Origin of the sequence: Micromonospora sp. NBC_00330, from assembly GCF_036136635.1 — a bacterium.
In the GTDB taxonomy this organism is placed as follows: domain Bacteria; phylum Actinomycetota; class Actinomycetes; order Mycobacteriales; family Micromonosporaceae; genus Micromonospora; species Micromonospora salmantinae.
This window is the reverse complement of the sequence record NZ_CP108012.1, coordinates 229851-251795: the sequence shown is the minus strand read 5'-3', so window position 1 is coordinate 251795 and position 21945 is coordinate 229851. Positions and strand designations below refer to the sequence as shown.

The 21945-nt window shown below is 72.6% G+C and carries 22 protein-coding genes, 1 pseudogene and 1 riboswitch; of the genes and pseudogenes, 17 read left to right on the top strand and 6 right to left on the bottom strand.

The window, feature by feature from the left end:
* Nucleotides 1-12 precede the first annotated feature (12 nt).
* The 5 genes and pseudogenes from OG598_RS01225 (at nt 13) to fabF (ending at nt 4813) form a co-directional block, all read left to right on the top strand.
* Nucleotides 13-1314 carry a PucR family transcriptional regulator gene (locus OG598_RS01225; RefSeq protein WP_328652673.1) on the top strand — a complete coding sequence of 434 codons (1302 nt, stop codon included), beginning with the start codon at nt 13-15 and terminating at the stop codon, nt 1312-1314.
* 78 nt (nt 1315-1392) lie between these two features.
* A pseudogene (locus OG598_RS01220) lies at nt 1393-2310 on the top strand (ACP S-malonyltransferase); the annotation flags it as partial.
* A 5-nt stretch (nt 2311-2315) separates the two neighbouring features.
* Nucleotides 2316-3260 (top strand): beta-ketoacyl-ACP synthase III, encoded by a 945-nt coding sequence (locus tag OG598_RS01215; protein WP_328652672.1) that lies wholly within the window; start codon nt 2316-2318, stop codon nt 3258-3260.
* A gap of 84 nt (nt 3261-3344) precedes the next feature.
* Complete coding sequence (locus OG598_RS01210; protein ID WP_030330276.1) at nt 3345-3584, top strand: acyl carrier protein; 240 nt, start codon at nt 3345-3347, stop codon at nt 3582-3584.
* A 2-nt stretch (nt 3585-3586) separates the two neighbouring features.
* On the top strand, nt 3587-4813 hold the full coding sequence (fabF, locus tag OG598_RS01205; protein WP_328652671.1) for a beta-ketoacyl-ACP synthase II: 1227 nt from the start codon (nt 3587-3589) through the stop codon (nt 4811-4813).
* Between the two features lie 50 nt (nt 4814-4863).
* Here fabF and OG598_RS01200 read toward each other — a convergent pair whose 3' ends face one another.
* On the bottom strand, nt 4864-5082 hold the full coding sequence (locus OG598_RS01200; protein WP_238687213.1) for a hypothetical protein: 219 nt from the start codon (nt 5080-5082) through the stop codon (nt 4864-4866).
* Between the two features lie 136 nt (nt 5083-5218).
* Here OG598_RS01200 and OG598_RS01195 point away from each other — a divergent pair, with 136 nt between their 5' ends.
* On the top strand, nt 5219-5890 hold the full coding sequence (locus tag OG598_RS01195; protein WP_328652670.1) for a lipoprotein: 672 nt from the start codon (nt 5219-5221) through the stop codon (nt 5888-5890).
* Between the two features lie 108 nt (nt 5891-5998).
* Nucleotides 5999-7882: a potassium channel family protein gene (locus OG598_RS01190; protein ID WP_328652669.1), complete on the top strand. Its 1884-nt coding sequence runs from the start codon at nt 5999-6001 to the stop codon at nt 7880-7882.
* A gap of 19 nt (nt 7883-7901) precedes the next feature.
* On the opposite strand, the gene OG598_RS01185 is transcribed toward OG598_RS01190, so the two are convergent.
* Both OG598_RS01185 and OG598_RS01180 read right to left on the bottom strand, forming a co-directional pair.
* The gene (locus OG598_RS01185) at nt 7902-9635 is read right to left on the bottom strand and encodes a glycoside hydrolase family 3 protein (protein WP_328652668.1); all 1734 of its coding nucleotides are present in this window, start codon (nt 9633-9635) and stop codon (nt 7902-7904) included.
* An 87-nt stretch (nt 9636-9722) separates the two neighbouring features.
* Nucleotides 9723-10214 carry a DUF3145 domain-containing protein gene (locus OG598_RS01180; RefSeq protein WP_328652667.1) on the bottom strand — a complete coding sequence of 164 codons (492 nt, stop codon included), beginning with the start codon at nt 10212-10214 and terminating at the stop codon, nt 9723-9725.
* Between the two features lie 308 nt (nt 10215-10522).
* On the opposite strand from OG598_RS01180, the gene OG598_RS01175 reads away from it, so the two are divergent.
* A complete protein-coding gene (locus OG598_RS01175; RefSeq protein ID WP_030330285.1) occupies nt 10523-10852 on the top strand; it encodes a hypothetical protein in 330 nt (109 codons plus the stop codon).
* Between the two features lie 89 nt (nt 10853-10941).
* Here OG598_RS01175 and OG598_RS01170 read toward each other — a convergent pair whose 3' ends face one another.
* A complete protein-coding gene (locus tag OG598_RS01170) occupies nt 10942-11565 on the bottom strand; it encodes a carbonic anhydrase (protein WP_328655237.1) in 624 nt (207 codons plus the stop codon).
* Nucleotides 11566-11735: 170 nt separating this feature from the next.
* On the opposite strand from OG598_RS01170, the gene OG598_RS01165 reads away from it, so the two are divergent.
* The 5 genes from OG598_RS01165 to OG598_RS01145 all read left to right on the top strand — a co-directional run bounded on the left by OG598_RS01165 (nt 11736) and on the right by OG598_RS01145 (nt 17926).
* Nucleotides 11736-12707 (top strand): alpha/beta fold hydrolase, encoded by a 972-nt coding sequence (locus OG598_RS01165; RefSeq protein ID WP_328652666.1) that lies wholly within the window; start codon nt 11736-11738, stop codon nt 12705-12707.
* Between the two features lie 107 nt (nt 12708-12814).
* On the top strand, nt 12815-14932 hold the full coding sequence (locus OG598_RS01160; protein WP_328652665.1) for a HelD family protein: 2118 nt from the start codon (nt 12815-12817) through the stop codon (nt 14930-14932).
* A gap of 106 nt (nt 14933-15038) precedes the next feature.
* Nucleotides 15039-15956, top strand: a complete 918-nt coding sequence (locus OG598_RS01155) for a cation diffusion facilitator family transporter (RefSeq protein ID WP_328652664.1) — start codon at nt 15039-15041, stop codon at nt 15954-15956.
* Between the two features lie 118 nt (nt 15957-16074).
* Nucleotides 16075-16206: riboswitch (cyclic di-AMP (ydaO/yuaA leader) on the top strand.
* 5 nt (nt 16207-16211) lie between these two features.
* Nucleotides 16212-17276 carry a coiled-coil domain-containing protein gene (locus tag OG598_RS01150; RefSeq protein WP_442931444.1) on the top strand — a complete coding sequence of 355 codons (1065 nt, stop codon included), beginning with the start codon at nt 16212-16214 and terminating at the stop codon, nt 17274-17276.
* A 140-nt stretch (nt 17277-17416) separates the two neighbouring features.
* Nucleotides 17417-17926, top strand: coding sequence for a hypothetical protein (locus OG598_RS01145; protein WP_328652663.1), 510 nt, complete (start codon nt 17417-17419; stop codon nt 17924-17926).
* A gap of 21 nt (nt 17927-17947) precedes the next feature.
* On the opposite strand, the gene OG598_RS01140 is transcribed toward OG598_RS01145, so the two are convergent.
* Nucleotides 17948-18412, bottom strand: a complete 465-nt coding sequence (locus OG598_RS01140) for an SRPBCC family protein (protein ID WP_196919149.1) — start codon at nt 18410-18412, stop codon at nt 17948-17950.
* A 189-nt stretch (nt 18413-18601) separates the two neighbouring features.
* On the opposite strand from OG598_RS01140, the gene OG598_RS01135 reads away from it, so the two are divergent.
* On the top strand, nt 18602-19579 hold the full coding sequence (locus OG598_RS01135; RefSeq protein ID WP_328652662.1) for a 1-phosphofructokinase family hexose kinase: 978 nt from the start codon (nt 18602-18604) through the stop codon (nt 19577-19579).
* Entirely contained in the window at nt 19576-20403 is an 828-nt protein-coding gene (surE, locus tag OG598_RS01130) for a 5'/3'-nucleotidase SurE (protein WP_112700029.1), read from the top strand. The genes OG598_RS01135 and surE overlap by 4 nt, the downstream gene beginning before the upstream one ends.
* Nucleotides 20404-20420: 17 nt before the next feature.
* Here surE and OG598_RS01125 read toward each other — a convergent pair whose 3' ends face one another.
* The gene (locus OG598_RS01125; protein WP_030330302.1) at nt 20421-20783 is read right to left on the bottom strand and encodes an STAS domain-containing protein; all 363 of its coding nucleotides are present in this window, start codon (nt 20781-20783) and stop codon (nt 20421-20423) included.
* A gap of 386 nt (nt 20784-21169) precedes the next feature.
* Between OG598_RS01125 and OG598_RS01120 the strand changes: the two genes are divergently transcribed.
* Both OG598_RS01120 and OG598_RS01115 read left to right on the top strand, forming a co-directional pair.
* Nucleotides 21170-21313 (top strand): hypothetical protein, encoded by a 144-nt coding sequence (locus OG598_RS01120; RefSeq protein ID WP_158629639.1) that lies wholly within the window; start codon nt 21170-21172, stop codon nt 21311-21313.
* A gap of 169 nt (nt 21314-21482) precedes the next feature.
* Nucleotides 21483-21881 carry a hypothetical protein gene (locus OG598_RS01115; RefSeq protein WP_112582570.1) on the top strand — a complete coding sequence of 133 codons (399 nt, stop codon included), beginning with the start codon at nt 21483-21485 and terminating at the stop codon, nt 21879-21881.
* Nucleotides 21882-21945 lie beyond the last annotated feature (64 nt).

Genomic DNA, 21945 nt, shown 5'->3' with positions numbered 1-21945 from the left:
ACCGGTGCCGGCGTGGTTGGCCTGCTCACGACGTGTCAGGCTAGGGCGGTGAGCACGCCGGGCGGTGGGGAGCTGTCGGCCACGCTGCGCCGGATCGAACGATCGGCGGGGGCGTTGGCCACCTCCAGCGTGGCCCGGATGGACGAGACGCTGCCCTGGTTCCGGGCGCTGCCGGCCGACCAGCGTTCCTGGGTGATGCTGGTGGCCCAGGCGGGCGCGAGCTCGCTGGTGCAGTGGCTGCGCGAGGGCGGCGGCACGGCGGACAGCACCCAGGAGGTGTCGGACGAGGTCTTCGCCGCCGCCCCGCAGGCGCTGGCCCGGTCGATCACCCTCCAGCAGACCGTGGCGTTGATCAAGGTGACGATCGACGTGGTCGAGGAGCAGGTGTCGCACCTGGCCGCCGAGGGTGAGGAGCAGCAGCTACGCGAGGCGGTGCTGCGCTTCTCCCGGGAGATCGCGTTCTCCGCCGCCCGGGTGTACGCGCGGGCCGCCGAGTCGCGCGGCGCCTGGGACGCCCGGTTGCAGGCGCTGCTGGTCGACGCGCTGTTGCGCGGTGACTCGCCGGACGTCCTGGCCAGTCGGGCCGCCGCGCTCGGCTGGGCGGACGCGCCGCCGGTGGCGGTGGCTGTCGGTCGGTCGCCCGGCGGCGAGGTCTCCGCGGTGCTGCACGTGGTCTATCGGCAGGCCCGCCGGATCGGCGTGGAGGTGATCGGCGGTGTGCACGGCGACCGGCTGGTGATCGTGCTGGGCGGCGCACCTGACCCGCTGACCGCCACCGCGAAGCTGCTGAGCGCGTTCGGGGACGGCCCGGTGGTGGTCGGTCCCGCCGTACCGAGCCTCGACGAGGCGACCGAGTCGGCGCGGGCCGCGCTGTCCGGCTTTCGGGCCGCACCGGCCTGGCCGAGCGCGCCCCGGCCGGTGCCGGCCGCGGACCTGCTGCCGGAGCGGGCCCTCGCCGGCGACGCCGAGGCCCGTCGGCGGCTGCGTCACGATGTGTACGCGACGCTGGTGCGCGCCGGTGGGGAGCTGCTGGCGACCCTGGACGCCTTCCTGGCCGCCGGTGGCACGCTGGAGAGCGCGGCCCGGGCACTGTTCGTGCACCCGAACACGGTGCGCTACCGGTTGCGGCGGATCGCCGAGGTGACCGGGTTCTCGCCACTGTCGCCGCGCGACGCGTTCGCCCTTCAGGTCGCGCTGACAGTGGGTCGGTTGGATCCGGTCGCCCCGCTGGCCTCGCCGGTCCCGACTCAGACAATGACCCCGGCTACCCGGAAATCCGCCCAAACCGAGGATGATCCTCGCCGATCTTTGTAGGAAACCTCTAAAGGTCCTAGTGTGGTTTGGTCGAAGGCGGCACCGCGTTACCCGCCTTTATCCGGGAGAGTCATAGACGTGCTCGCCGTACTTAGTCCCGGCCAGGGTTCTCAGAAACCCGGCTTCCTGACCCCCTGGCTCGACCTGACCGGCACCGAGGCGCGACTGCGCGACTGGTCGGCGTTGGCCGGGGTCGACCTGCTGCACCTGGGCACCGACGCCGACGCCGACGAGATCAAGGACACCGCCCGCACCCAGCCGTTGCTGGTCGCCGCGGCGTTGCTCGCGGCCGAGCACCTGCCGCTGGACGGCGTCGCGCTCACCGCCGGCCACAGCGTCGGCGAGTTGGGTGCCGCCGCCCTGGCCGGTGTGCTGTCGGCCGACGCCGCGATCACCCTGGCCGGCGTTCGCGGCCGGGAGATGGCCGCCGCGTGCGCGCTGGAGCCGACCGGAATGGCCGCGGTGCTCGGTGGCGACCCCGACGAGGTGATCGCCGCCATCGAGGCGAACGGGCTCTACCCGGCCAACCGCAACGGCGCCGGGCAGATCGTCGCCGCAGGCGCCCTGGACGGGCTCGACAAGCTCGCCGCCGCGCCGCCCGCCCGGACCCGGATCATCCGACTCCAGGTGGCCGGCGCGTTCCACACCCCGTACATGGCTCCGGCCGAGACCGCGCTCGCCGCGGAAGCCGCCGGGATCACCCCCGCCGACCCGGCCCGGACCCTGCTGTCGAACCTCGACGGCACCGCTGTCGACAACGGCGCGGCCATGGTGCAGCGCCTCGTCCGTCAGGTCACCGCGCCGGTGCGCTGGGACCTGTGCATGCGTACGCTGGCCGACCTCGGGGTCACCGGCGTGATCGAGCTGCCCCCGGCCGGCACCCTCGCCGGCCTGGTCAAGCGGGAACTCAAGGGCGACGGCGCCCCGGAGATCGTCACCCTCAACACCCCGGACGACCTGCCGGCCGCACGGGACCTGATCGCCCGCATCGGAGGTCGTTCATGACTGGCAGTCGCATCGTCTCGATGGGGCACTACCAGCCCTCCCGGGTGGTGACAAACGACGACATCGCCCAGCTCGTCGACACCAACGACGAGTGGATTCGCGACCGGGTCGGCATCGTCAGCCGGCGGATCGCCGACAGTGAGACCGTCGCCGACATGGCCGCCGCGGCTGCCGGCAAGGCGCTGGCCAACTCGGGCCTGACCGCCGCCGACATCGACCTGGTAGTGGTCGCCACCTGCTCCTCCATCGACCGCAGCCCCAACGTGGCCTGCCGGGTCGCCGCCAAGCTGGGCATCACCGCCCCGGGCGCGTTCGACCTCAACACCGCCTGCTCGGGCTTCGCGTACGCGCTGGGCACCGTCGACCACGCCATCCGGGCCGGGGCGTCGCGCAACGCGATCGTCATCGGCGCGGAGAAGCTGTCCGACTTCACCGACTGGAACGACCGCTCCACCTGCATCATCTTCGCGGACGGGGCCGGCGCCGCGGTGGTCTCCGCCACCGCCGACGACGAGCCGACCGGGATCGGCCCGGTCGTCTGGGGTTCGGTGCCGGACAAGAGCGACGCGGTCCGCATCGAGGGCTGGCGCCCGTACATCCAGCAGGAGGGGCAGGCCGTCTTCCGCTGGGCCACCACCGCCATCGCGCCGCTCGCGCTACAGGCCTGCGAGCGGGCCGGGGTCCACCCGTCCGAGCTGGCCGCGTTCGTGCCGCACCAGGCCAACGCCCGGATCATCGACGGCATCGCCAAGCGGCTCAACATCCCCGACGCGATCATCGCGAAGGACATCGTCGAGTCCGGCAACACCTCCGCGGCGAGCGTGCCGCTGGCCCTGTCCAAGCTGGTCGAGCGCCGGGAGGTGCCCTCGGGCGCACCGGTGCTGCTGTTCGGCTTCGGCGGTGGCCTGACCTACGCCGGTCAGGTCGTCCGCTGCCCCTGATGCCCCCTCGGGCGCGTACGCGTCCAGGAGTGGCGGTCGGCGACGCCGACCGCCGGAGAACCCCGATGAAAGGAACCAACCGCAATGACCCGTGACGAGATCACCACCGGCCTCGCCGAGATCCTCGAAGAGGTTGCCGGGGTGAACCCGGACGACGTGGCCGAGGGGAAGTCCTTCACCGACGACCTCGACGTCGACTCGCTCTCCATGGTTGAGGTAGTGGTCGCGGCCGAGGAGAAGTTCGGCGTCAAGATCCCGGACAACGAGGTGCAGAACCTCAAGACCGTCGGCGACGCTGTCAGCTACATCGCGGCGCAGTCCTGATCATGAGTCGTCCAGACGTCGTCGTCACCGGGCTCGGCGCGACGACCCCGCTTGGCGGGGACGTCGCGTCGACCTGGGACGCAATGCTCGCCGGCCGCTCCGGGGTGAGTGCCCTCACCCAGGAGTGGGCCGAGCAACTGCCGGTCCGGATCGCCGCCCAGTTGGCAGTGGAGCCGTCCGAGGTGCTGGACCGGGTCCGCCTGCGCCGCCTGGACCGTTCCGAGGCGATCGCGATCATCGCGGCGCAGCAGGCCTGGGCGGACGCCGGCCTCGCCGGCTCCGACCTCGACGGCGAGCGGTTGGCCGTCAGCGTCGGCTCCGGCATCGGCGGCGCCACCACCCTGCTCGCCCAGGACGACATCCTGGAGGCGTCCGGGCCGCGGCGGGTCTCCCCGCACACCATCCCGATGTTGATGCCGAACGGTCCGGCCGCCTGGGTCGGGCTGGAGCTGGGCGCCAAGGCCGGCGTGCACTCGGTGGCCAGCGCCTGCGCCACCGGCGCCGAGGCGATCGCCCTCGGTCTGGACATCATCCGCTCCGGCCGGGCCGACGTGGTGGTGGCCGGCGGCACCGAGGCGGTCATCCATCCCCTGCCGATCGCCGGCTTCAGCTCGATGCGGGCCATGTCGACCCGCAACGACGACCCGGAGCGGGCCTCCCGCCCGTGGGACCGGGGCCGCGACGGCTTCGTCCTCGGCGAGGGCGCCGGCATCGTGGTGCTCGAGCGGGCCGAGCACGCCGCAGCCCGGGGCGCCCGGGTGTACGCGCGCCTCGCCGGCGCCGGCATCACCTCCGACGCGTACGACATCGTGCAGCCGCACGCCGAGGGCGAGGGCGCCATCCGGGCCATCGCCAAGGCGATCGCCGACGCGGACGTGGCCAAGCGGGACATCGTGCACGTCAACGCGCACGCCACCTCGACCCCGGTCGGGGACATGCTGGAGATCAGCGGGCTGCACAAGGCGCTCGGCGACCACCCGGTGCTGTCCGCGACGAAGTCGATGACCGGTCACCTGCTCGGTGCGGCCGGTGCGCTGGAGTCGATCGCCACCATCCTGGCGATCCGCGACAGCGTCGTCCCTCCGACGATCAACCTCGACGACCCTGAGCCAGGCCTCACCCTGGATGTCGCCGCGCACAAGGCCCGTCACATGGAGATCCCGGCCGCGTTGAACAACGCGTTCGGCTTCGGCGGCCACAACGTGGCGCTCGTCTTCGCTCGCCCCTGAGATCCCGCGAAAGGGCCCCTCCTCGTCGAGAGGAGGGGCCCTTTCGTCGTTCAGCCTCGGTTGCGGGGGTGCTGCTTCGCGGTGCGCTCGTTGCCGTGGCGGTAGTTGCCCGTCCAGCGGGCCATCACCAACTGCGGGTCGTCGTCGACCTCGGCCAGGAACTCCGCGGCCCGAGCGCCGCGCAGCGTGCCGGCGACCCGGCCGTGGTGGGTGATCACCACGGTGCCGTCCGCCCGTTGCTCGTGCCGGAATCCTGCTGCCGCTCCCATGGGGCTGAGGCTGTCAGACCGACCGGCACGGAGGCGACCGGATTTCCGTCGTGCGGGGCCCACGATCCCGATTGACGTCGAAAGACCGCACGGCTTAGATGGGCCGACTGAAGATCGACTGACGGGGATCACCATCATGGACACTCGTGCCCGCGTCGCCGTGTCGGCGGCGCTCACCCTCGGCCTGCTGGCCGGCTGCGGCGACGACGCCGCCGCTCCCGCCGGGCCCGCGGCCGGCGGCCCGGCCCCACAGGCCACGGGCGAGCCCTGGTACGACGAGGTGACCCCGGCATCGCCCGGCGGCACCGCCGGCGGCGCGGCTTCCCCCTGCCCGGTACCGGTGACGTTTCCGCTGGCCGAGGGCTGGACGGCGAAGGCGATCGAGCCTCCCAAGGGTGAGCTGGCCGAACTGGTCGGCGAGGTGCTCACCAAGCGCGGCGGCAGCACCGTGCGCTGCGAGGTGGACGGCCGGCCGGCCGGTGGCGGATTCCTGCGCATCTGGGCGGCGGACTCGCCGACCGTCACGCCGCGCGCCGCGCTGGAGAGTTTCGCCGCCGGGGCCGGCGAGACGGTCGCCGGCCAACAGTTCCGCGACCTCCGCGCCGGCGGCTTCGACGCCACCGAGATGACCTGGCTCGCCACCAACCCGCTGGTCGAGGAGGAGGACGAGTCGCGGAACTGGGCGCTGGCCGTCCAGTCGGCGGGGCAGACGCTGGTCTTCGCTGTCAACGAGGGGCTGATCACCGAACGGACCGACGTGCTGCCGGCGTACCGGCTCGCGGTGCGGGGGCTCGCGAAGGGCGAGTAAATCATCCGAGGGCGATTGTTCCCGCCGATCCGATCGGCTCTCCCGACGATCCTTCCGCATGGGGTCGCGCGGACCGGTCGCCTGGTCAGCGCCAGCTACCATGCGGGCGTGCCCGACGACAGCGCGGACGGCATCGAGCCGGAGCCCGGTCGACGATTCGTGGTCTGCGGCGACAACGCTCTGGCCCGCCGACTGATCACCGAACTGGTCGACCGGCACGGCGTCGCGGTCACCGTCCTCCTGCCATCGTTGTCCGACAACCACGCACCGGACATCGCCGAGCTCGCGTCGGACCCTGACGCGCAGGGCTCACGCCCCGAGGTGGTGGTGGCTCGCCGGCTGACCGCCGAGGTCCTGGAGCGGGCCGGCGTACGGGCTGCGGCGGCGGTCGCTGTGGTCAGCGCCGACGATGTGGCCAACGTGGATGCCGCGCTGATCATCCGGGAGTTCGACCCGGACGTACGGATCGTCGTTCGCCTGTTCAACCCGGTGCTCGGCGAGGGCGTGGCCACCATGCTCGGCGACTGCGCGGTGCTGTCCGGTTCGGAGATCGCCGCGCCCGCGTTCGTCGCGGCCACCCTGGGCGACGACACGCCGACCTTTCTCCGGCTGCCCGACGACGAATTGCTACGGACAGCGAGCCGGGACGCGCTCGACCCGGCCACCGCGGACGTGGTCTGCGCACTCGCCGACACCAGCGGGCGCGAGCCGATCACGCTGCCAGAGGACGAGGACTCCGCCGATCTCGTGCTGGTGCGGGCGTACGGTCGGCAGCGTCCTGTTCGTGCCCGACCTCGCCGCCAACTGCTGCAGACCGCCCGGCTGATTCTCAGCAGACGCCTGCGCTGGGCGTTGGGCGCTTCAGCTGCGCTGCTCGCCGTCGGTAGCGTGCTGCTTGGCCAGGCTCGGGACCTGGACCCGATTCAGGCCGGCTACCTGACCCTGCTCACCGCCCTCGGCAGCGCGGAAGCGAATCCGGCCGGGTCATCGGTGGAGAAGCTCACCGCGCTCCTGTTGGTGATCATCGGCGTGGCCCTGGTCCCCACGGTGACCGCACTGGTGGTCGACTCGGTGGTACGGGCTCGGCTGGCGGTCGCGGCCGGTCGTCTCACCGAACCGCTCGACGACCACGTGATCGTGGTCGGGCTGGGCAACATCGGCACCCGGGTGATCCAGGAACTGCATTCGTTCGGCGTGGCCGTGGTGGCGGTGGACCGAGCGCCGACGGCCCGTGGCGTGGCAGTGGCCCGCGAGCTGGGCCTGCCGTTCCTGATCGGCGACGCGACCAGCCCGGAGATGTTGCGGGCGGCGTCCGTGTCGACCTGCCGGGCGCTGGTGGTGCTCTGTGCGGACGACGTGACGAACCTGGAGACCGCGCTGCTCGGCCGTTCGCTGCACAGGGTGGCGAACGGCGGTGTGGCGACTCCGTTGCGGGTCGTGCTGCGGCTGTTCGACGAGGGGTTCGCTCAGCGGGTGCAGCGCGCCTTCGGGATCAACCACTCGCGCAGTGTCTCGTACCTGGCGGCGCCGGCGTTCGCGGCGGCCATGATGGGCCGTGAGGTGATCGACACGATCTCGGTGGGACGGCGGGTGCTGCTGGTCGCCGAGCTGCCGGTCGGGGCCGGCTCGGATCTGGAGGGGCGCTCCTGCCCGGAGGTCAGCCGCCCGCGCGAGGCCCGGGTGATCGCGATGCGGACTGGGCGGGCTGGGCAGACCATCTGGTCACTGCCGCAACGCCGGCCCCTGGTGCGCACCGATCGGCTGCTGGTCGTCGCCACCCGAGCCGGACTGGCGGCACTGCTCGGCCGCACGGTGGCCAGCGCCGATCCGCCACCGACGTCACCGGCCACCGTCGGTGGCACGCCGCTGCGGTTGCTGCGCCCACCGGCGACCCGCCATCCGGCTGGGCGGCCGGAGGCGGACGCGCCATCGTGCCCCGAGCCGGCCGGCGGAGACATCACCGACCGGCCGACGGCTGAGGGTGGGCTCTGACCGCGTCCGCGCCGACCGGTCAGGTGCGACAGGTCGTCGCGGGCAGTCCGGGAACGGCCACCGGGGACCGACCGCCCGGCCGGGCCTTGCCGGCGAGCACGGCGGCCAGGGCGGTCATCGACGCCCGACTGGAGGAGTACGTCGCCAGCAGCGTCGGTGACTTCGCGTCGGCCAGCACGTACGGGGTGTCCATGGCGACGGTGACCGCCGCGTCGGGGCTCAGGTCCTTGGCGCCGTCGCCGTAGCCCACCAGGTGCACGATCGTGCCGCCGCTGGGCTTGACCTGCACCCCGGCGGCGGTCAGCGCGGCGGTCAACGTGGCCCGGGTGCCGTCCCGACCGCCGGACGAGGTGACGGTGACCGGCCCGCGTACCGCTTTGCCGCAGGCGCCGCGCAGCACTGTGACGGCGGCGGCGGCCAGCGCCTCGGCCGCCGCCCGGTGCTGCGGGGTGTTGAGCGTGGACATCTGCGCGGCCGGCAGCTCCGCGAGCTGGAACTTCATGGTCAGCACCCGGGTGACCGCCTCGACCAGCCGGGTGCGGGGCAGCGATCCGCCGCGCAGCGCGGCGAGCAGCCCGTCGTACGCCTGACCGACGTTCGGGGTCATCAGGATGAGGTCGTTACCGGCGTTGAGCGCCCGGACCGCCGCCTCGCCGGGGGCCCAGCGCTTCGCGGGCGGCATGTTCATCCCGTCGGTGATCACCACGCCCTTGAAGCCGAGTTGGCCGCGCAGCACCTCGGTGAGCAGCTTGTGCGAGAACGTCGCCGGGGTCCCCGGGTCGATCGCGCGCGCGTCCAGGTGACCGGACATCACCGCCATCGCGCCCGCGTCCATCCCGGCGGTGAACGGCGGCCACGCGCCGCTCTGCAACGCCGCGGCGGACTGGGTCAGCACCGGAAGGTCCTGGTGCGAGTCGTCGGCGCTGTGGCCGTGCCCGGGGAAGTGCTTCAGGGTGGCCGCGACCCCGACCGCCTGGAGGCCCCGGACCGCGCCGCCCACCTGCGCGGCGGCCTGCTTCGGGTCGGCGCCGTACGACCGGGAGCCGATCACGGCGCTGCGGGTGGCCAGCACGTCGGCCACCGGGGCGAAGTCGATGTTGATGCCCATCGCGGCCAACTCGGCGCCGGCGGCCCGCCAGGCGGCCTCGGTGAGCTTCGGGTCACCGGCCGCTCCGGCCGCGAGGGCGCTGGGCAGCACTGTGACCCCGTCGGTCACGCGGGTGACGACGCCGTACTCCTGGTCGGTGCCGATGAGCAGCGGCGCCGAACCGGCGGCGAGCCGACCGGCGGCGGTACGCAGCCCGGTGGTGAGCTCGTGCACCTGCTTGGGGTTGTCGACGTTCGTGGTCTCCTGGTTGCCCTTGGTCGGGTCGTCGGCGCTGAAGCCGACCAGGATCAGGCCACCCAGTCGGTACTTGGCGATCATCTCGGCGGGGGTGTCCACCCCGGCGAGGGCCTGGTTGCCGGCCGCCGAGCCGGCGGAGACCTTCGTCGCCGAGTCGCCGTAGGCGTACGGCATCAGCACCTGGCCGACCAGGTCTTCGTCGGACAGCGTCGCCACCAGCGCGGCGGCGCGGCTGGCGGGGTCGCTGGCCGGCGGCGCGGCCGGGGCGCTCGGGCCCGCGGACGTGCCGACCGGGCTGGGCGTCGGCGTGGGGCGCTCCGGGTCACCTGAGCAGCCGGAGACGAGCAGGGCGGTCAGGGCGGCGACAGCGACACTGGCGCGCCACGGGCGATTCGACACGCCGCCCATCCCACCAGCTTCTCCCTTATCGGGGCAACTTGACCTTACCGGTCGTCACCGGCGCGACGGCGTACGGCCAGCGGCCCGCCGGCCGGATCAGCCGACCCGAGTGAGCAAGGTCACCGGGGCGCCGTCGCCGGCGTACCGGTAGGGCTCCAGGTCAGCGTCCCATGCCGTGCCGAGCGCCTTGTCGAGGGCGTGCGCCAGCGCCTCGGGGGCCCGGGAGGCCGCCATCAGCGCCCGAAGGCGGTCCTCGCCGAGCTGGATGTCGCCGGCCACGCCGACCGTTGCCCGGAACAGGCCACGGGCCGGCACGTACATGAAGCGCTCACCGTCGGCATTGGGACTCGGTTCCTCGGTGACCTCGAAACGGATCATGGGCCACTGCCGTAGGGCAGCAGCCAGCTCGGCGCCCGTCCCCGGACGACCGGTCCACCCGCACTCGGCCCGGCGTGCGCCGGAGTCGACGGGCTGAGCCGTCCACTGCAGGTTGACCGGCGCGGCTAGGACGCGCGCGATCGCCCACTCGACGTGTGAGCACACGGCGAGCGGGGTCGAATGGACGTATACGACGCCACGCGTTGGCACGGTGACCTCCCGGAGAGCGAGGTGCGTCTTCCCCTACGACCTCGTCCACCCAGGTGGCTGCTGCAACACATGATGACTCCTGTGACAGGTGGTGCGCCAGGGAATCGGAAAAAACGCCGGGTGGAATAGCCGGACGGGTGGTCGCCGTTGCCTCTCAGGACACCGCGACGACCAGCATGATGTCGTGGTCCTGTACAGTTCCACCGGCGGCTTATGCCGCGTTACACCTTCGCGGGTCGAGTCACGTACGACCCGCACACAGCCCCCGGACGTCCAGTCCTCCCGTACGTCTTGCAAGGAGTACCTCCGTGGCGAGCAACACCTCTAAGACCGCGCGCGCGTCCGTCCGGGCCGGCCAGGCTGGCCAGGGTGGCGCCCTCAGCGTGCTGGGCGAGTTCAAGTACCTCATCCCGCTCAACGGCGGCAAGCACGCCTACGTGCGGAACCTGACCAACGGCAAGACCGCGCACCTGCGCACGGACTCCGACGCCTTCGTCGAGGAGATCCGCGTTCTGGCCGCCGCCGGCCACGCCGCCAAGATCCGGGCGGAGATCAACAACCTGGCTGCCACCCACCCGGGTGACGGCTGGGAGGCCACCGAGAAGCGCCTGGTCGCGGCCGGCGTCTTCGAGGGCTGAGCCCTCCCCCACCGCACCAACGAAAACGCCCACCGGGAGTTCCCGGCGGGCGTTTTCGCATGTCCGGGGACTGGAGGGCCGGGGCCGGGTCAGCCCGGATCGAGCAGGGCGACCTCGCCGGTGGCCAGGTCGTAGAGGCCGCCGACCACTGCCACCCGGCCGGCGGCCACCGGCCCGGCCAGCAGATCGTCCTCGCGCAGGGTGCGCACCGTGCGCCGGACGTGCCGGCGGATCGCCAGCGGCTGCACCGCCGGATCGTCCAGCCCCACCTCGGTCACCGCCGGGGCGATCTCGTCCACCAGGTGCGCCAGCGACCCGCCGGGACGCTGCCCGGTGCGCAGCGCCTCCACAGTGGCCTGCACCGCGCCGCACCGCTCGTGGCCGAGGACCATCACCAGCGGTACGCCGAGCTGGCCGACCACGTACTCGATCGAGCCGCAGACCGCGCGATCGAGGACGTGCCCCCCGGTACGGATCACGCAGATCGCGCCGAAGGTCTGGTCGAAGATCGCCTCCAACGGCACCCGGGAGTCGATGCAGCCCAGCACCACCGCGTACGGCTGCTGGTCGCCGGAGGCCGCGGCGGCGGCCGTGACGTCGTGTCCGTGCACCGGCTGGCCGCTGACGAACCGCCGATTGCCTGCCAGCAGGTCGGCCAGCGCGGCGCGGGGCGTACCGCCGGCCTGCCGCCCCTGCCCCGACGTCGCACCCATGGGCGCTCCCGACGACCCCATGCCGTTCAGCTTGGCCCGCCGCCGTCCGGCACGGGCGAGGTCGGGAATGTTCGCCACGGTGCGATTGGCGTGGTGTCATGGCGGGTAGCCGGTGTTACCGCCGGGTATCGGAGGTGCTGGTGGTACTGGGCGGCCCTGGGGAGGTGGCGATGCCGGAGCGGTTCGAGGTCGGTCTGCCGGACGGCGTACGGCTCAACGTCGAGGCGACGGGTCCGACGGACGCCCAGGTCACCGCCATCCTGCTGCACGGCTGGACGCTGGACGGGCGCGCCTGGCACCGGCAGGTCGACGCGCTCACGGCGCCGCCGTTCGGCGGTGACGTGCGGGTGGTCGCCTACGACGCGCGGGGGCACGGCCGGTCCAGTTGCATGGCGCTGCCCACTGCCACAGTGGCCCAGTTGGGTGACGACCTGGCCGCGGTGATCGACGCGGTCGCGCCGACCGGCCCGGTGGTGCTGGTGGGGCACTCGATGGGCGGCATGACGATCATGGAGTACGCCCACCGCCACCCCGCGCACTTCGCCGCCCGTACCGCCGGCCTGGTCTTCGTCTCGACCACCGCCGAGGGGCACACGCACACCGTCTACGGGCTCTCGCCGCGAATCGCCCGGTTGATCCGGTTGGCCGAGACGACCGGCGCCGGCGTGCTGGCCCGGTGTGGCTCGTGGCGCGCGCCCCGGGCACTGCTGAACGCGCTGCAACCGAGCATCCGATGGATGCTCTTCGGTGACCGCTGCGAGCCGGCCGACATCCGCCTGGTGACGTCGGCGGTGGCTCGGGCCTCGCTGCGCTCGATCGGCGGGTTCCGCGCCTCCATCGGCACCCAGCATCGACTGGACACCCTCGCCGCGTTGGCCCACCTGCCGGCCGCCGCGCTGGTCGGGGACCGGGACCGGCTGACCCCGCCGCCGTGCGCCGAGTCGATCGCGGCGGCTCTGCCGGCCACCGAGCTGACCGTCTGCCCGGGTGCCGGGCACATGCTGATGATGGAACGTCCGGACGAGGTCAACGCCGCGCTGACCGGCGTCGTACGACGGGTGCTCGCCGAATCGCCGTCGGCCCACCGTGGCGCATCGTCGCCGGCTCACCGTGGCGCGACCCCCGCCGAGGCGGGTGCCTGAATACGTTCGCGCACCTCGGGCGCGGCGGGTCGGGCCCAGGGCCGTACTCTTCTCTGTTGGCCCGCGCGGTTCCCGCCGCCTGCCGGCGACCTCTGAAGGAGCGTGCGTTGACCGACCAGACCGGCCTGGAGCAGGAGATCGCCGTCGAGCAACGACACCTCGACCGGGTGTACGCCCGACTGGCCGAGCTGCGGCAGTCAGCCGTCCGCGCCGAGCGTGACGGCTACCGGATGGCCCGGGTGGGCACGCACGGCGCCCTGGTCGAGCGCGACGCGATGGTCTTCCACGCGGCGCAGCGGCGGCACACCCTGGACGCCGAGCACGAGGGGCTGGTCTTCGGCCGGCTGGACCTGCGCGACCGTCAGGTGCTGCACGTCGGGCGACTGGGGATCCGCGACGAGAACGCCGTCACGCTCGTCGTCGACTGGCGCGCGCCGGCCGCCGCCGCCTTCTACCAGGCCACCCCGGCGCAGCCGCTGGACGTGGTGCGGCGCCGCACCATCCAGTCCCGCGCCGAGCGGGTCACCCGGATCGAGGACGACCTGCTGGACCCGACGGCCGCCCCGGAGGGGATGACCGTCGTCGGTGACGGCGCGTTGCTGGCCACCCTGTCCAAGGCCACCGGCCGGGGCATGCGCGACATCGTGGCGACCATCCAGCGGGAGCAGGACGAGGCGATCCGTTCGCCCGGCTCCGGGGTGACGATCGTCGCGGGCGGCCCCGGCACCGGCAAGACCGCTGTCGCCCTGCACCGGGCCGCGTTCCTGCTGTACTCCGACCGCAGCCGCTACGCCGGCGGCGGCATCCTGGTGGTCGGCCCGTCGTCGGTCTTCGTCGAGTACATCGGCTCCGTGCTGCCGTCGCTCGGTGAGGACACCGCGACACTGCACTCGCTGGGCACCCTCTTCCCGGGGATGACCGCCACCCGCCCCGACCCGCCGGAGGTGGCGGCGGTGAAGGGCTCGCTGCGGATGCGCCGGGTGCTGGAGCGGGCGGCCCGCGACGCGGTGCCGGGCGGCCCGGGTGAGCTGCGACTGCTCTACCGGGGCACGCTGCTGCGGCTGGACCGGGCCGCGCTGGACCGGATCCGGGACCGCGCGCTGCAACGCGGCGCACGACGCAACGAGGTGCGCCGGGCCGGTTTCGACGGGGTGTTCGCCGCGCTCTGGGCGCAGGCCCGTGAGCTGAGCAGCGGTCGGCTGCCGGAGCAACCGGCCTTCGAGGCGGAGATCGCCGAGCGGTCGGAGTTCCGGGAGTTCCTCAAGGCGTGGTGGCCTCGGCTGCACCCCCGACACGTGCTCGGCTGGCTGGCGCAGCCGGACCGGCTACGCCGGTACGCCGGGGGGATTCTCTCCTCGGCGGAGATCCGGCTGCTCAACGCCGCGTACCGGAATCTGGACTCGGCGGGGCTGACGATCGCCGACGTGGCGCTGCTGGACGAGTTGGACGCGCTCCTCGGCAAGCCCGCGCAGCCGGCCAAGGCGCGACGCGACCCGTTCCAGCTCGCCGGTGGCGTCCGCGAGCTGAGCACCCTCGGGGAACGGCAGCGGGCCGCCCGCGCGGCGGCCCGGGAGCGTCCGGAGGACTACCGGGAGTACGCGCACGTGGTGGTGGACGAGGCGCAGGACGTCTCGCCGATGCAGTGGCGGATGATCGGTCGACGCGGCCGGCTGGCCTCCTGGACCGTTGTGGGCGACCCCGCACAGACCGCGTGGACCGGCGATCCGGAGGAGCTGACCCGAGCCCGCGACCAGGCGCTGGGCCGGCGCAAGCGACACGACTTCACGCTCACCACCAACTACCGCAACTCGGCGGAGATCTTCGCGGTGGCGGCGGCGGAGATCCGTCGGCTCTACCCGGACCTGCCGCTGCCGACTGCCGTCCGCTCCACCGGGGTCGAGCCGGTGGAGCTGGTGGTGCCCCCGACGGGGTTGGAGACCGCGACGGTGGAGGCCGCCACCGGCCTGCTGGCCGAGGTGGAGGGCACTGTCGGGGTCATCACGCCGGTCCCCCGCCGCGACGAGGTCGCCGGTTGGCTCGGCGCGCTCGGCGCGCCGAGGTTGCAGGTGGTGACCAGCCTGGAGGCCAAGGGCATGGAGTACGACGGGGTGGTGCTGGTCGCCCCGAGCGAGATCCGGGCGGATCCGGGCGCCGGGGTGCGCACCCTGTACGTGGCGCTCTCCCGGGCCACCCAGCGGCTCACCACCATCGACCCGACCGGCTGACGTGCGCGGACTGCCGCCAACGGAAGGCGCCGCCCGTACACTTGCACACATAGCGATGTGAGCATACATTTGACCGGGTCCCGACCAGCGGCGGAAGGTGGTTCTCGTGGGCGCAGGTCATGACCACCACCATGGGTCCGTCGCCAATGCCGCACACCAGCACCGAGGTCGCCTCTGGGCGGCATTCGGGTTGCTCGCCACCCTGATGGTGGTCGAGGCGGTGGCCGCCCTGCACACCGGCTCGCTCGCCCTGCTCTCCGACGCCGGGCACATGTTCACCGACGTGCTCGGCATCGGGATGGCGCTCGCCGCCATCACGGCGACCCGGCGGGCCACCGGCGACCCGCAACGCACCTTCGGGCTCTACCGGCTCGAGGTGCTCGCCGCGCTGGCCAACGCCGTCCTGCTCTCCGGCGTCGCGATCTACGTGGTGATCGAGGCGATCCGCCGTTTCGGCGACCCGCACCAGGTCATCGCCGGCCCGATGCTCGCGGTGGCAGTGCTCGGCCTGCTCGCGAACATCGCCGCCTTCGCGCTGCTGCGCGCCGGGGCCCGGGAGAGCATCAACCTCCAGGGCGCCTACCTGGAGGTGCTCGGTGACCTGCTCGGCTCAGTCGGCGTCATCGGCGCGGCGCTGCTCATCACCGTCACCGACTGGTGGTGGGCCGACCCCCTGGTCGCGGTCGCCATCGGCGTGTTCATCCTGCCGCGCACCTGGCGGCTGGCCCGCGCCGCCATCCGCATCCTGGTGCAGGCCGCCCCGGAGCACCTCCAGGTGACCGCCGTGCACGACCGGCTCGCCGCCGTCCCCGGTGTCGTCGAGGTGCACGACCTGCACGTCTGGACGCTCACCTCGGGCATGGAGGTGGCCTCCGCTCACCTGACCATGGCACCCGACGCGGAGGTCGGCGCGGTGCTCACCGCGGCGCGTACCGCCCTGCACGACGACTTCCGCATCGAACACGCGACGTTGCAGATCGAGCCCGGCGCCGCTTCTGGAGCCTGTGGCTCCATCGAATGGTGACGGGGCCGTCATTTTCCGTGGTGACGCACGCACCGTCCGTCACATTGGCTGCAGCCGCCCCATCCGCACCGGTAGGCTCGGTCCCGGCCTCCACCAGGCGGCGCCCTCCCGGCGCCGGTGGCGGTCGCCGCCTAATCGCCCAACTGGGCGAACCGGGGAACCATGTTCCTGGGGTGTATCCGCGTCAGCGGTAGGGATCTTCCGTCCCGAACCCGTCAGCTAACCCGGTCGGCGGCTGACGGAAGGACATGCGCAGTGGCACCAGCACGACCACCCGCCGCCCGACTGGCGGCCCTGATCGTCGCGATGTTCGCCCTCGGCGTCGCGCTTCCGGCCGGCACCGCCTCGGCCGCTCCCCCGACCGGCCTGCGGGCCGCCGCACCCGACTCCGACGAGGAGGGCGGCACCCCGGCGTTGCGCGCCCAACTCGAGGCGGCCAGCAAGGGCTACCTGGACGCGAAGCGCGCCCTGGACACCTCAGTGCAACGGCAGAAGCAGCTCGCCACCCAGCTGACGACCATCGAGGTCGAGATCGACCAGCGCAACGGCAAGGTCAGCGAGATCGCCGAGGTGGCCTACCGCACCGGCCGGCTCGGTGCGATGTCGGCGCTGCTCAACAGCAACACTCCGGAAGGCTTCATGGACCGGGCGGCCGCGCTGGACGCGGTGGCGGCCAACGAGGACCGGGTGCTGCGCGACCTGCTGAACAGCAAGGACAAGGCCAACCGCACCCGGGTCGCCCTGGACGGCGAGATCAACGAACAGCGCAAGCAGGTCGCGGTGATGGCCAAGCGCAAGGAGCAGGCCGAACGGGCCCTGACCGTGGCCACCACACCCAAACCGCAGACCACCGCCGACGCCGGCTCCAACCGGGGCACCTCCAGCGCCAACGCGAAGGCCGCGCCGCGCAACTCCGACGGCTCCTGGCCCTCCGAGTCGTGCAGCATCAACGACCCCACCCCGGCCAGCGGCTGCATCACCCCCCGCACCCTGCACGCGCTCAACCAGGCCAAGGCCGCCGGATTCACCAGGTACGTCTCGTGCCACCGCCCCAGCGGCTCCGGTGAACACCCGAAGGGCAGGGCCTGCGACTTCGCGGCGCAGAAGGGCGGCTTCGGCGGGGACGCCACCGGCGGCGACAAGACGTACGGCAACAACCTGGCCGCGTACTTCATCCGCAACGCCGACCGGCTCGCCGTGCTCTACGTGATCTGGTACAGGCAGATCTGGCTGCCCAGCAGCGGGTGGAAGTCGTACAGCGGGGCTCACGGCACCCCGTCCACCGACCACACCAACCACGTACACCTGTCGGTCTACTGACCCACGCGTCGTGATGCCTGTGAGTCGCCGATGACTCACAGGCATCACGTGCGTCCGGGGCCGGACTACGTCGCCGGGCGTACCCCTGATGTCGTCGCTCGTCGGACGACCCGGCCGCGGTCGGCGGGCAGCATCGCGGTATGCCTCGGATCCGACCCACCACCCGCAAGGCGCTGCTCACCCTGCACCTCGTCACGTCGCTCGGCTGGCTCGGCACCGACCTGGTGCTGCTCACCCTCGGCATCGCCGTTCAGCGGGGCGCCGACCCGGCGGTGGTCTACCCGGTCACGGCCCTCGTCGGCACCGTGCTGTTCGCGCCGCTGAGCGTCCTGGTCTGGCTGATCGGAGTCACCAGCTCGCTGCTCACCCCGTGGGGCCTGCTGCGCCACCGCTGGGTGCTGGTCAAGCTCGTGCTCACCACGGTGATGGTCGGGCTGGTGCTGTTCCTGCTCACCCCGAACCTGCGTCACGCCGGAGCGGTCGGCGCCGCCCTACCCGCACGGGATCGCGCCGACCTGGTCATCGCGCCGGCGGTGTCGACCAGCCTGATGATCATCGCGACGGTGCTGTCCACCTACAAGCCGTGGGGACGGCGTCCCGCCACCCGACCGGCCCGCACGAGCCGTGATCGCGCCACAACCACGATCTAGACGCCACCGCCGCGGCGCGGGTCAGGTGGGCGGGGGGTTGCCGGTGCGGTCGAGGGCGGCGCCCAGGCGGGTGGCGAGGGCGAGGTGAGCGGCCTGGGCCTGGCGGAACGCGTAGCGGAACAGTGGCGTCGGCGCGGTCAGGGTGATCTCGACGTCGATGCGGACCAGGCCGTCCGGCTCGGCGCGTAGTCGGGTGTGGTTTCGCACCGTGGTCGCCGGCCACTGGCGGGCCACCATGACGATCTCGTCGGCCTCGCTGATCAGCACGTCCGCGTGGTAGGTGGTCCGGAAGCGCAGCGGACCGGCCGCCAACCGGTCGTTGATCGTGTAGCTGGCCTGGGCGCCGGGCCGGGGCGGCACCCGGCGAACCCGGACGATCAGCGGATGCAGCTCGCCCTGCCGGGTCAGGTCGCTGAGCAACGCCGCCGCCTCGGCGGGTGAGCACCGGGCCTGGACGGTGTAGCTGAAGGTATCGCTGCTGAGCACACCGTCTCCCGCCGTCGTTGGTCGCCCGATCGTCCCGTACCGATGTCTGGCTGGCAACGCCCCTGGGCCGTCAGCGCCGCGCCGGACCGGGGCGATGCGACGACCTGCCACCACCTGCGCCATTAAGGTCGATTAGTACGAAATCTTCCGAAGGTGCCGGAGGGCGGCCAGCATGAACGGCGACGACCGATGAGTGGGCACGTGATGGTCTTCGCGCCCACTCCACAGCTGACGGTGACTGTGGACCAGCCCAACGACCACCCCGAGCTCCACCTGCACCCCGGCGGGCAGGGCGTCTGGCAGGCCCGGATGGTGATCTCCCTCGGAGTCGACGTGGTGCTCTGCGCCGCCCTCGGCGGTGAGATCGGCCAGGTGCTGGAGCCGCTGTTGGTCAGCGAGGGCGTGGACCTCAAGGTGGTGGTCCGTGACTCCGGCAGCGGCGGGTACGTGCACGATCGCCGCGAGGGCACCCGCCAGGAGATCGCCGACGTGCCCGGTCAGCCGCTGAGCCGGCACGAGATCGACGAGCTGTACAACCTCGCCCTCGGCGAGGGCCTGCGGGCCTCGGTGAGCATCCTCAGTGGGCCGAACGAACCGTGGCTCGTACCCGCCGACCTGTACCGACGCTTCGCCGCCGACCTTGGCGCGAACGGCGGCCGGGTGGTGGTCGACCTCTCCGGCGATCACCTCGGTTCGGTGTTGGAGAGCGGGGTGTTCTTCCTCAAGGTGAGTCACGAGGAGTTGATCCGCGACGGCCGCGCCCGCAGCGACGACACCGAGGAGCTGACCCGGGCCATGTACGAGTTGCACGCGGGCGGCGCCGAGACGGTGGTGGTGAGCCGCGCCGACCAGCCGGCGTTGGCACTCATCGACGGGGAGCTGTTCCAGGTCGAGATGCCCCGGCTGGAGGCCGCCGACCCCCGCGGCGCGGGCGACTCGATGACGGCCGGAGTGGCGGCCGTCGTGGCCAGGGGCGGGGACATTCGGACCGCCATCCGCACCGGCGCCGCCGCCGGCGCGCTGAACGTGACACGGCACGGCCTGGGCACCGGGCGGCTGGACTCGATCACCGGCCTGGTGGACCGGGTCCGGCTGGTGCCGGCGGACAGCCGGCAGCAGGAGCGGACCACCCCGGACGAGTTGGCCGGCCGGGTGGTCGAGCGATGACGGTGCGGGTGTTGATCACCAACGACGACGGGATCGCGGCGCCGGGGATCCAGGCGCTGGCCTGGGCTGCCCGGCAGCGGGGCCTGGACGTCGTCGTGGCCGCGCCCATGGAGGAGGCGAGCGGCACCAGCGCCGCGATGAGCGCCATGGAGCGCGACGGGCGGGTCGTCGTGAACGACCACCCGCTGCCGGATCTGGCGGGTGTGCCGGCCTACGGGGTTGCCGGGTCCCCGGGCTTCATCACGCTGATCGCCCTTCACGGGGCGTTCGGCCCACCGCCGTCGGTGGTGCTCTCCGGCGTCAACCGGGGCGCCAACGCCGGCCGGGCGGTGCTGCACTCCGGGACCGTGGGCGCCGCGTTCACCGCCGCCACCAACGGCTGCCGGGCGATGGCGGTCTCCCTGGACGTGCTTTCCGCCGGCGAGGCGACGGCCGCGAGCGGTGGCGCCGCAGTGGACGCCGCCGCCCGGGTACGCGACGCCGAGCGGCACTGGGGCACCGCCGCGCGGGTCGCCCTGGACCTGCTCCCCCGCTTGACCTCCGCGCCCATGGAGAGCGTGCTCAACGTGAACACCCCGGACCTGCCGCACGGGCAGTTGCGCGGAGTGCGGCGCGGCACCCTGGCCAGCTTCGGTCAGGTGCAGATGACGGTGGCCGAATCCGGGCACGGGTTCGTCCGCACCTCGTTGGAGGAGCCGGGGCAGGCCGCACAGCCGGGCACGGACGTGGCGTTGCTGGCCGCCGGGTACGCGTCGGTGACGGCCATCCGAGCGGTCACCGAGGCGACCGACATCGACCTGACCGGCCTGGACGAGCAGCCCTGACGGGACGCCCGGCGCGCTCAGGCGCCGGGCAGCACCTCGGGGGTGGCAGCGCCGGCGAAGTAGGGCTCCGGGGCGCCGAAGAGGCCGAGCAGGCCGGTCACCCAGAGCTGCCGGTGCACGAACCGGCTCGGCTCGGTGACCACCAGCTTGACGTCGCTGACCTCGGCTGTCTGGAAGCCGGCGACCATGGCGCTGATGCCGACCGAGTCGATGAAGGTGACCAACCTCATGTTGAGTTCGATGCGTAGAGGGCGGCCCTTGGCCAGCACCTCTGCGATCGCTTCGCGCACCTCGTACGCTGTGTCGACGTCGATCTCACCCCGTGGGGCGATCTCCACGACACCACCGGACAGAACCGACTTCACGATCGACAGGCTCACGCGAGCACCTCCACCCGCCCGTCCCCCGGGCGCCTCATCAGTACGCGGGCCGCGACCGAGAGTATTCCTCCGACGGCCTCGGTCGCCACCCCTCGGGATGAGCAATTCGCGGATCCGGGCCCACAAAGCCACCCATATCCGTACTTTTCAGTATCTGATTACTCAAGACTTTTCGTTATCTGACCATCGACGATCGGTCGTGACCGACGCGCCGCCGAACCAGGGTAGCGGTCCGGACCCGGCACGCCCGACAACCGGCCCATGACGTACGCCTGCCCCGTGTGCCGTCGGCGTGTCGCCCATTGCCGTCCGGCGCGATCCGCGTCCCGGGTTGCCGACGCGCCCTAGCATCGGCCGGGACACCACCGCGACGGAGAGGATCTTCGATGATCAAGCGACTTGCCGGGCTGGCCGGCGTCGGTGTTCTGCTCGCCCTCGTCCTGGCCTGCGGTTTCGGTGGCGGAGGCGACGATGACGACGATGACGACGACGACTTCGCCAGGGGTGTCGCCGTGTCAGCGGTGCGCTGATCCGGTGGCGCGTCGGGTTCCGGCGCGCCGAGCTACCGGTGCTCCGCGGAGGTCGGGGTTTGCGTCCGGCTGACGCGGGGCACTGCGGGGTAGGCGACACCGTGACGCGCTGGAGAGACGCCGAAGTCCGAAGTGGCCGGCGGCTTCGGTACCCGAGGAGGTAACCACGATGTTCGGAACCAACCTGCTGGACCGCCGCAGCAAGCCGGAGCGGATCGCGGACCAGGCCTGGGAGCACCTGCTCTCGGCCGTCAGCTATGCCGGAGACAGTGTGCGGGACACCGCCCGCTCGGCCCGCCAGAACAGCAGCGATCTCGCCGACGGGGCGGGTGACCTGGTGGGATCCGCCGCCGAGGAGGCGCGACGCCGCGCCTCGCTGGCCTTCGACGCGCTCGCCGGCCGCCAGCCGGCACTGCCCTGGACGCTCCTGATCGGCGCCGCGCTCGTCGGCGCGGCGGTCGGCTGGGCCGTCGGCTCCGCCGCGCGGGCCGCCGGCAGCCGGGACGACAGTGCCGTCGACGACGTGGAGTTCGTCGACGTCGACCGCCCCAACTCCCCCGCCATCTGAACGACAGCGCCACAGCGGGCCCCGATCGACTCAGGTCGAGCGGGGCCCGCTGTGGTGCCGGGGT

What these genes read in the sequence shown, in the direction of transcription:
- OG598_RS01215 (WP_328652672.1), top strand. Translation starts at nt 2,316, where the DNA reads ATGACTGGCAGTCGCATCGTCTCGATGGGGCACTACCAGCCCTCCCGG.
- OG598_RS01210 (WP_030330276.1), top strand. Translation starts at nt 3,345, where the DNA reads ATGACCCGTGACGAGATCACCACCGGCCTCGCCGAGATCCTCGAAGAG.
- fabF (WP_328652671.1), top strand. Translation starts at nt 3,587, where the DNA reads ATGAGTCGTCCAGACGTCGTCGTCACCGGGCTCGGCGCGACGACCCCG.
- OG598_RS01200 (WP_238687213.1), bottom strand. Translation starts at nt 5,082, where the DNA reads ATGGGAGCGGCAGCAGGATTCCGGCACGAGCAACGGGCGGACGGCACC.
- OG598_RS01195 (WP_328652670.1), top strand. Translation starts at nt 5,219, where the DNA reads ATGGACACTCGTGCCCGCGTCGCCGTGTCGGCGGCGCTCACCCTCGGC.
- OG598_RS01185 (WP_328652668.1), bottom strand. Translation starts at nt 9,635, where the DNA reads ATGGGCGGCGTGTCGAATCGCCCGTGGCGCGCCAGTGTCGCTGTCGCC.
- OG598_RS01170 (WP_328655237.1), bottom strand. Translation starts at nt 11,565, where the DNA reads ATGGGTGCGACGTCGGGGCAGGGGCGGCAGGCCGGCGGTACGCCCCGC.
- OG598_RS01165 (WP_328652666.1), top strand. Translation starts at nt 11,736, where the DNA reads ATGCCGGAGCGGTTCGAGGTCGGTCTGCCGGACGGCGTACGGCTCAAC.
- OG598_RS01145 (WP_328652663.1), top strand. Translation starts at nt 17,417, where the DNA reads ATGCCTCGGATCCGACCCACCACCCGCAAGGCGCTGCTCACCCTGCAC.
- OG598_RS01135 (WP_328652662.1), top strand. Translation starts at nt 18,602, where the DNA reads ATGAGTGGGCACGTGATGGTCTTCGCGCCCACTCCACAGCTGACGGTG.
- surE (WP_112700029.1), top strand. Translation starts at nt 19,576, where the DNA reads ATGACGGTGCGGGTGTTGATCACCAACGACGACGGGATCGCGGCGCCG.
- OG598_RS01120 (WP_158629639.1), top strand. Translation starts at nt 21,170, where the DNA reads ATGATCAAGCGACTTGCCGGGCTGGCCGGCGTCGGTGTTCTGCTCGCC.
- OG598_RS01115 (WP_112582570.1), top strand. Translation starts at nt 21,483, where the DNA reads ATGTTCGGAACCAACCTGCTGGACCGCCGCAGCAAGCCGGAGCGGATC.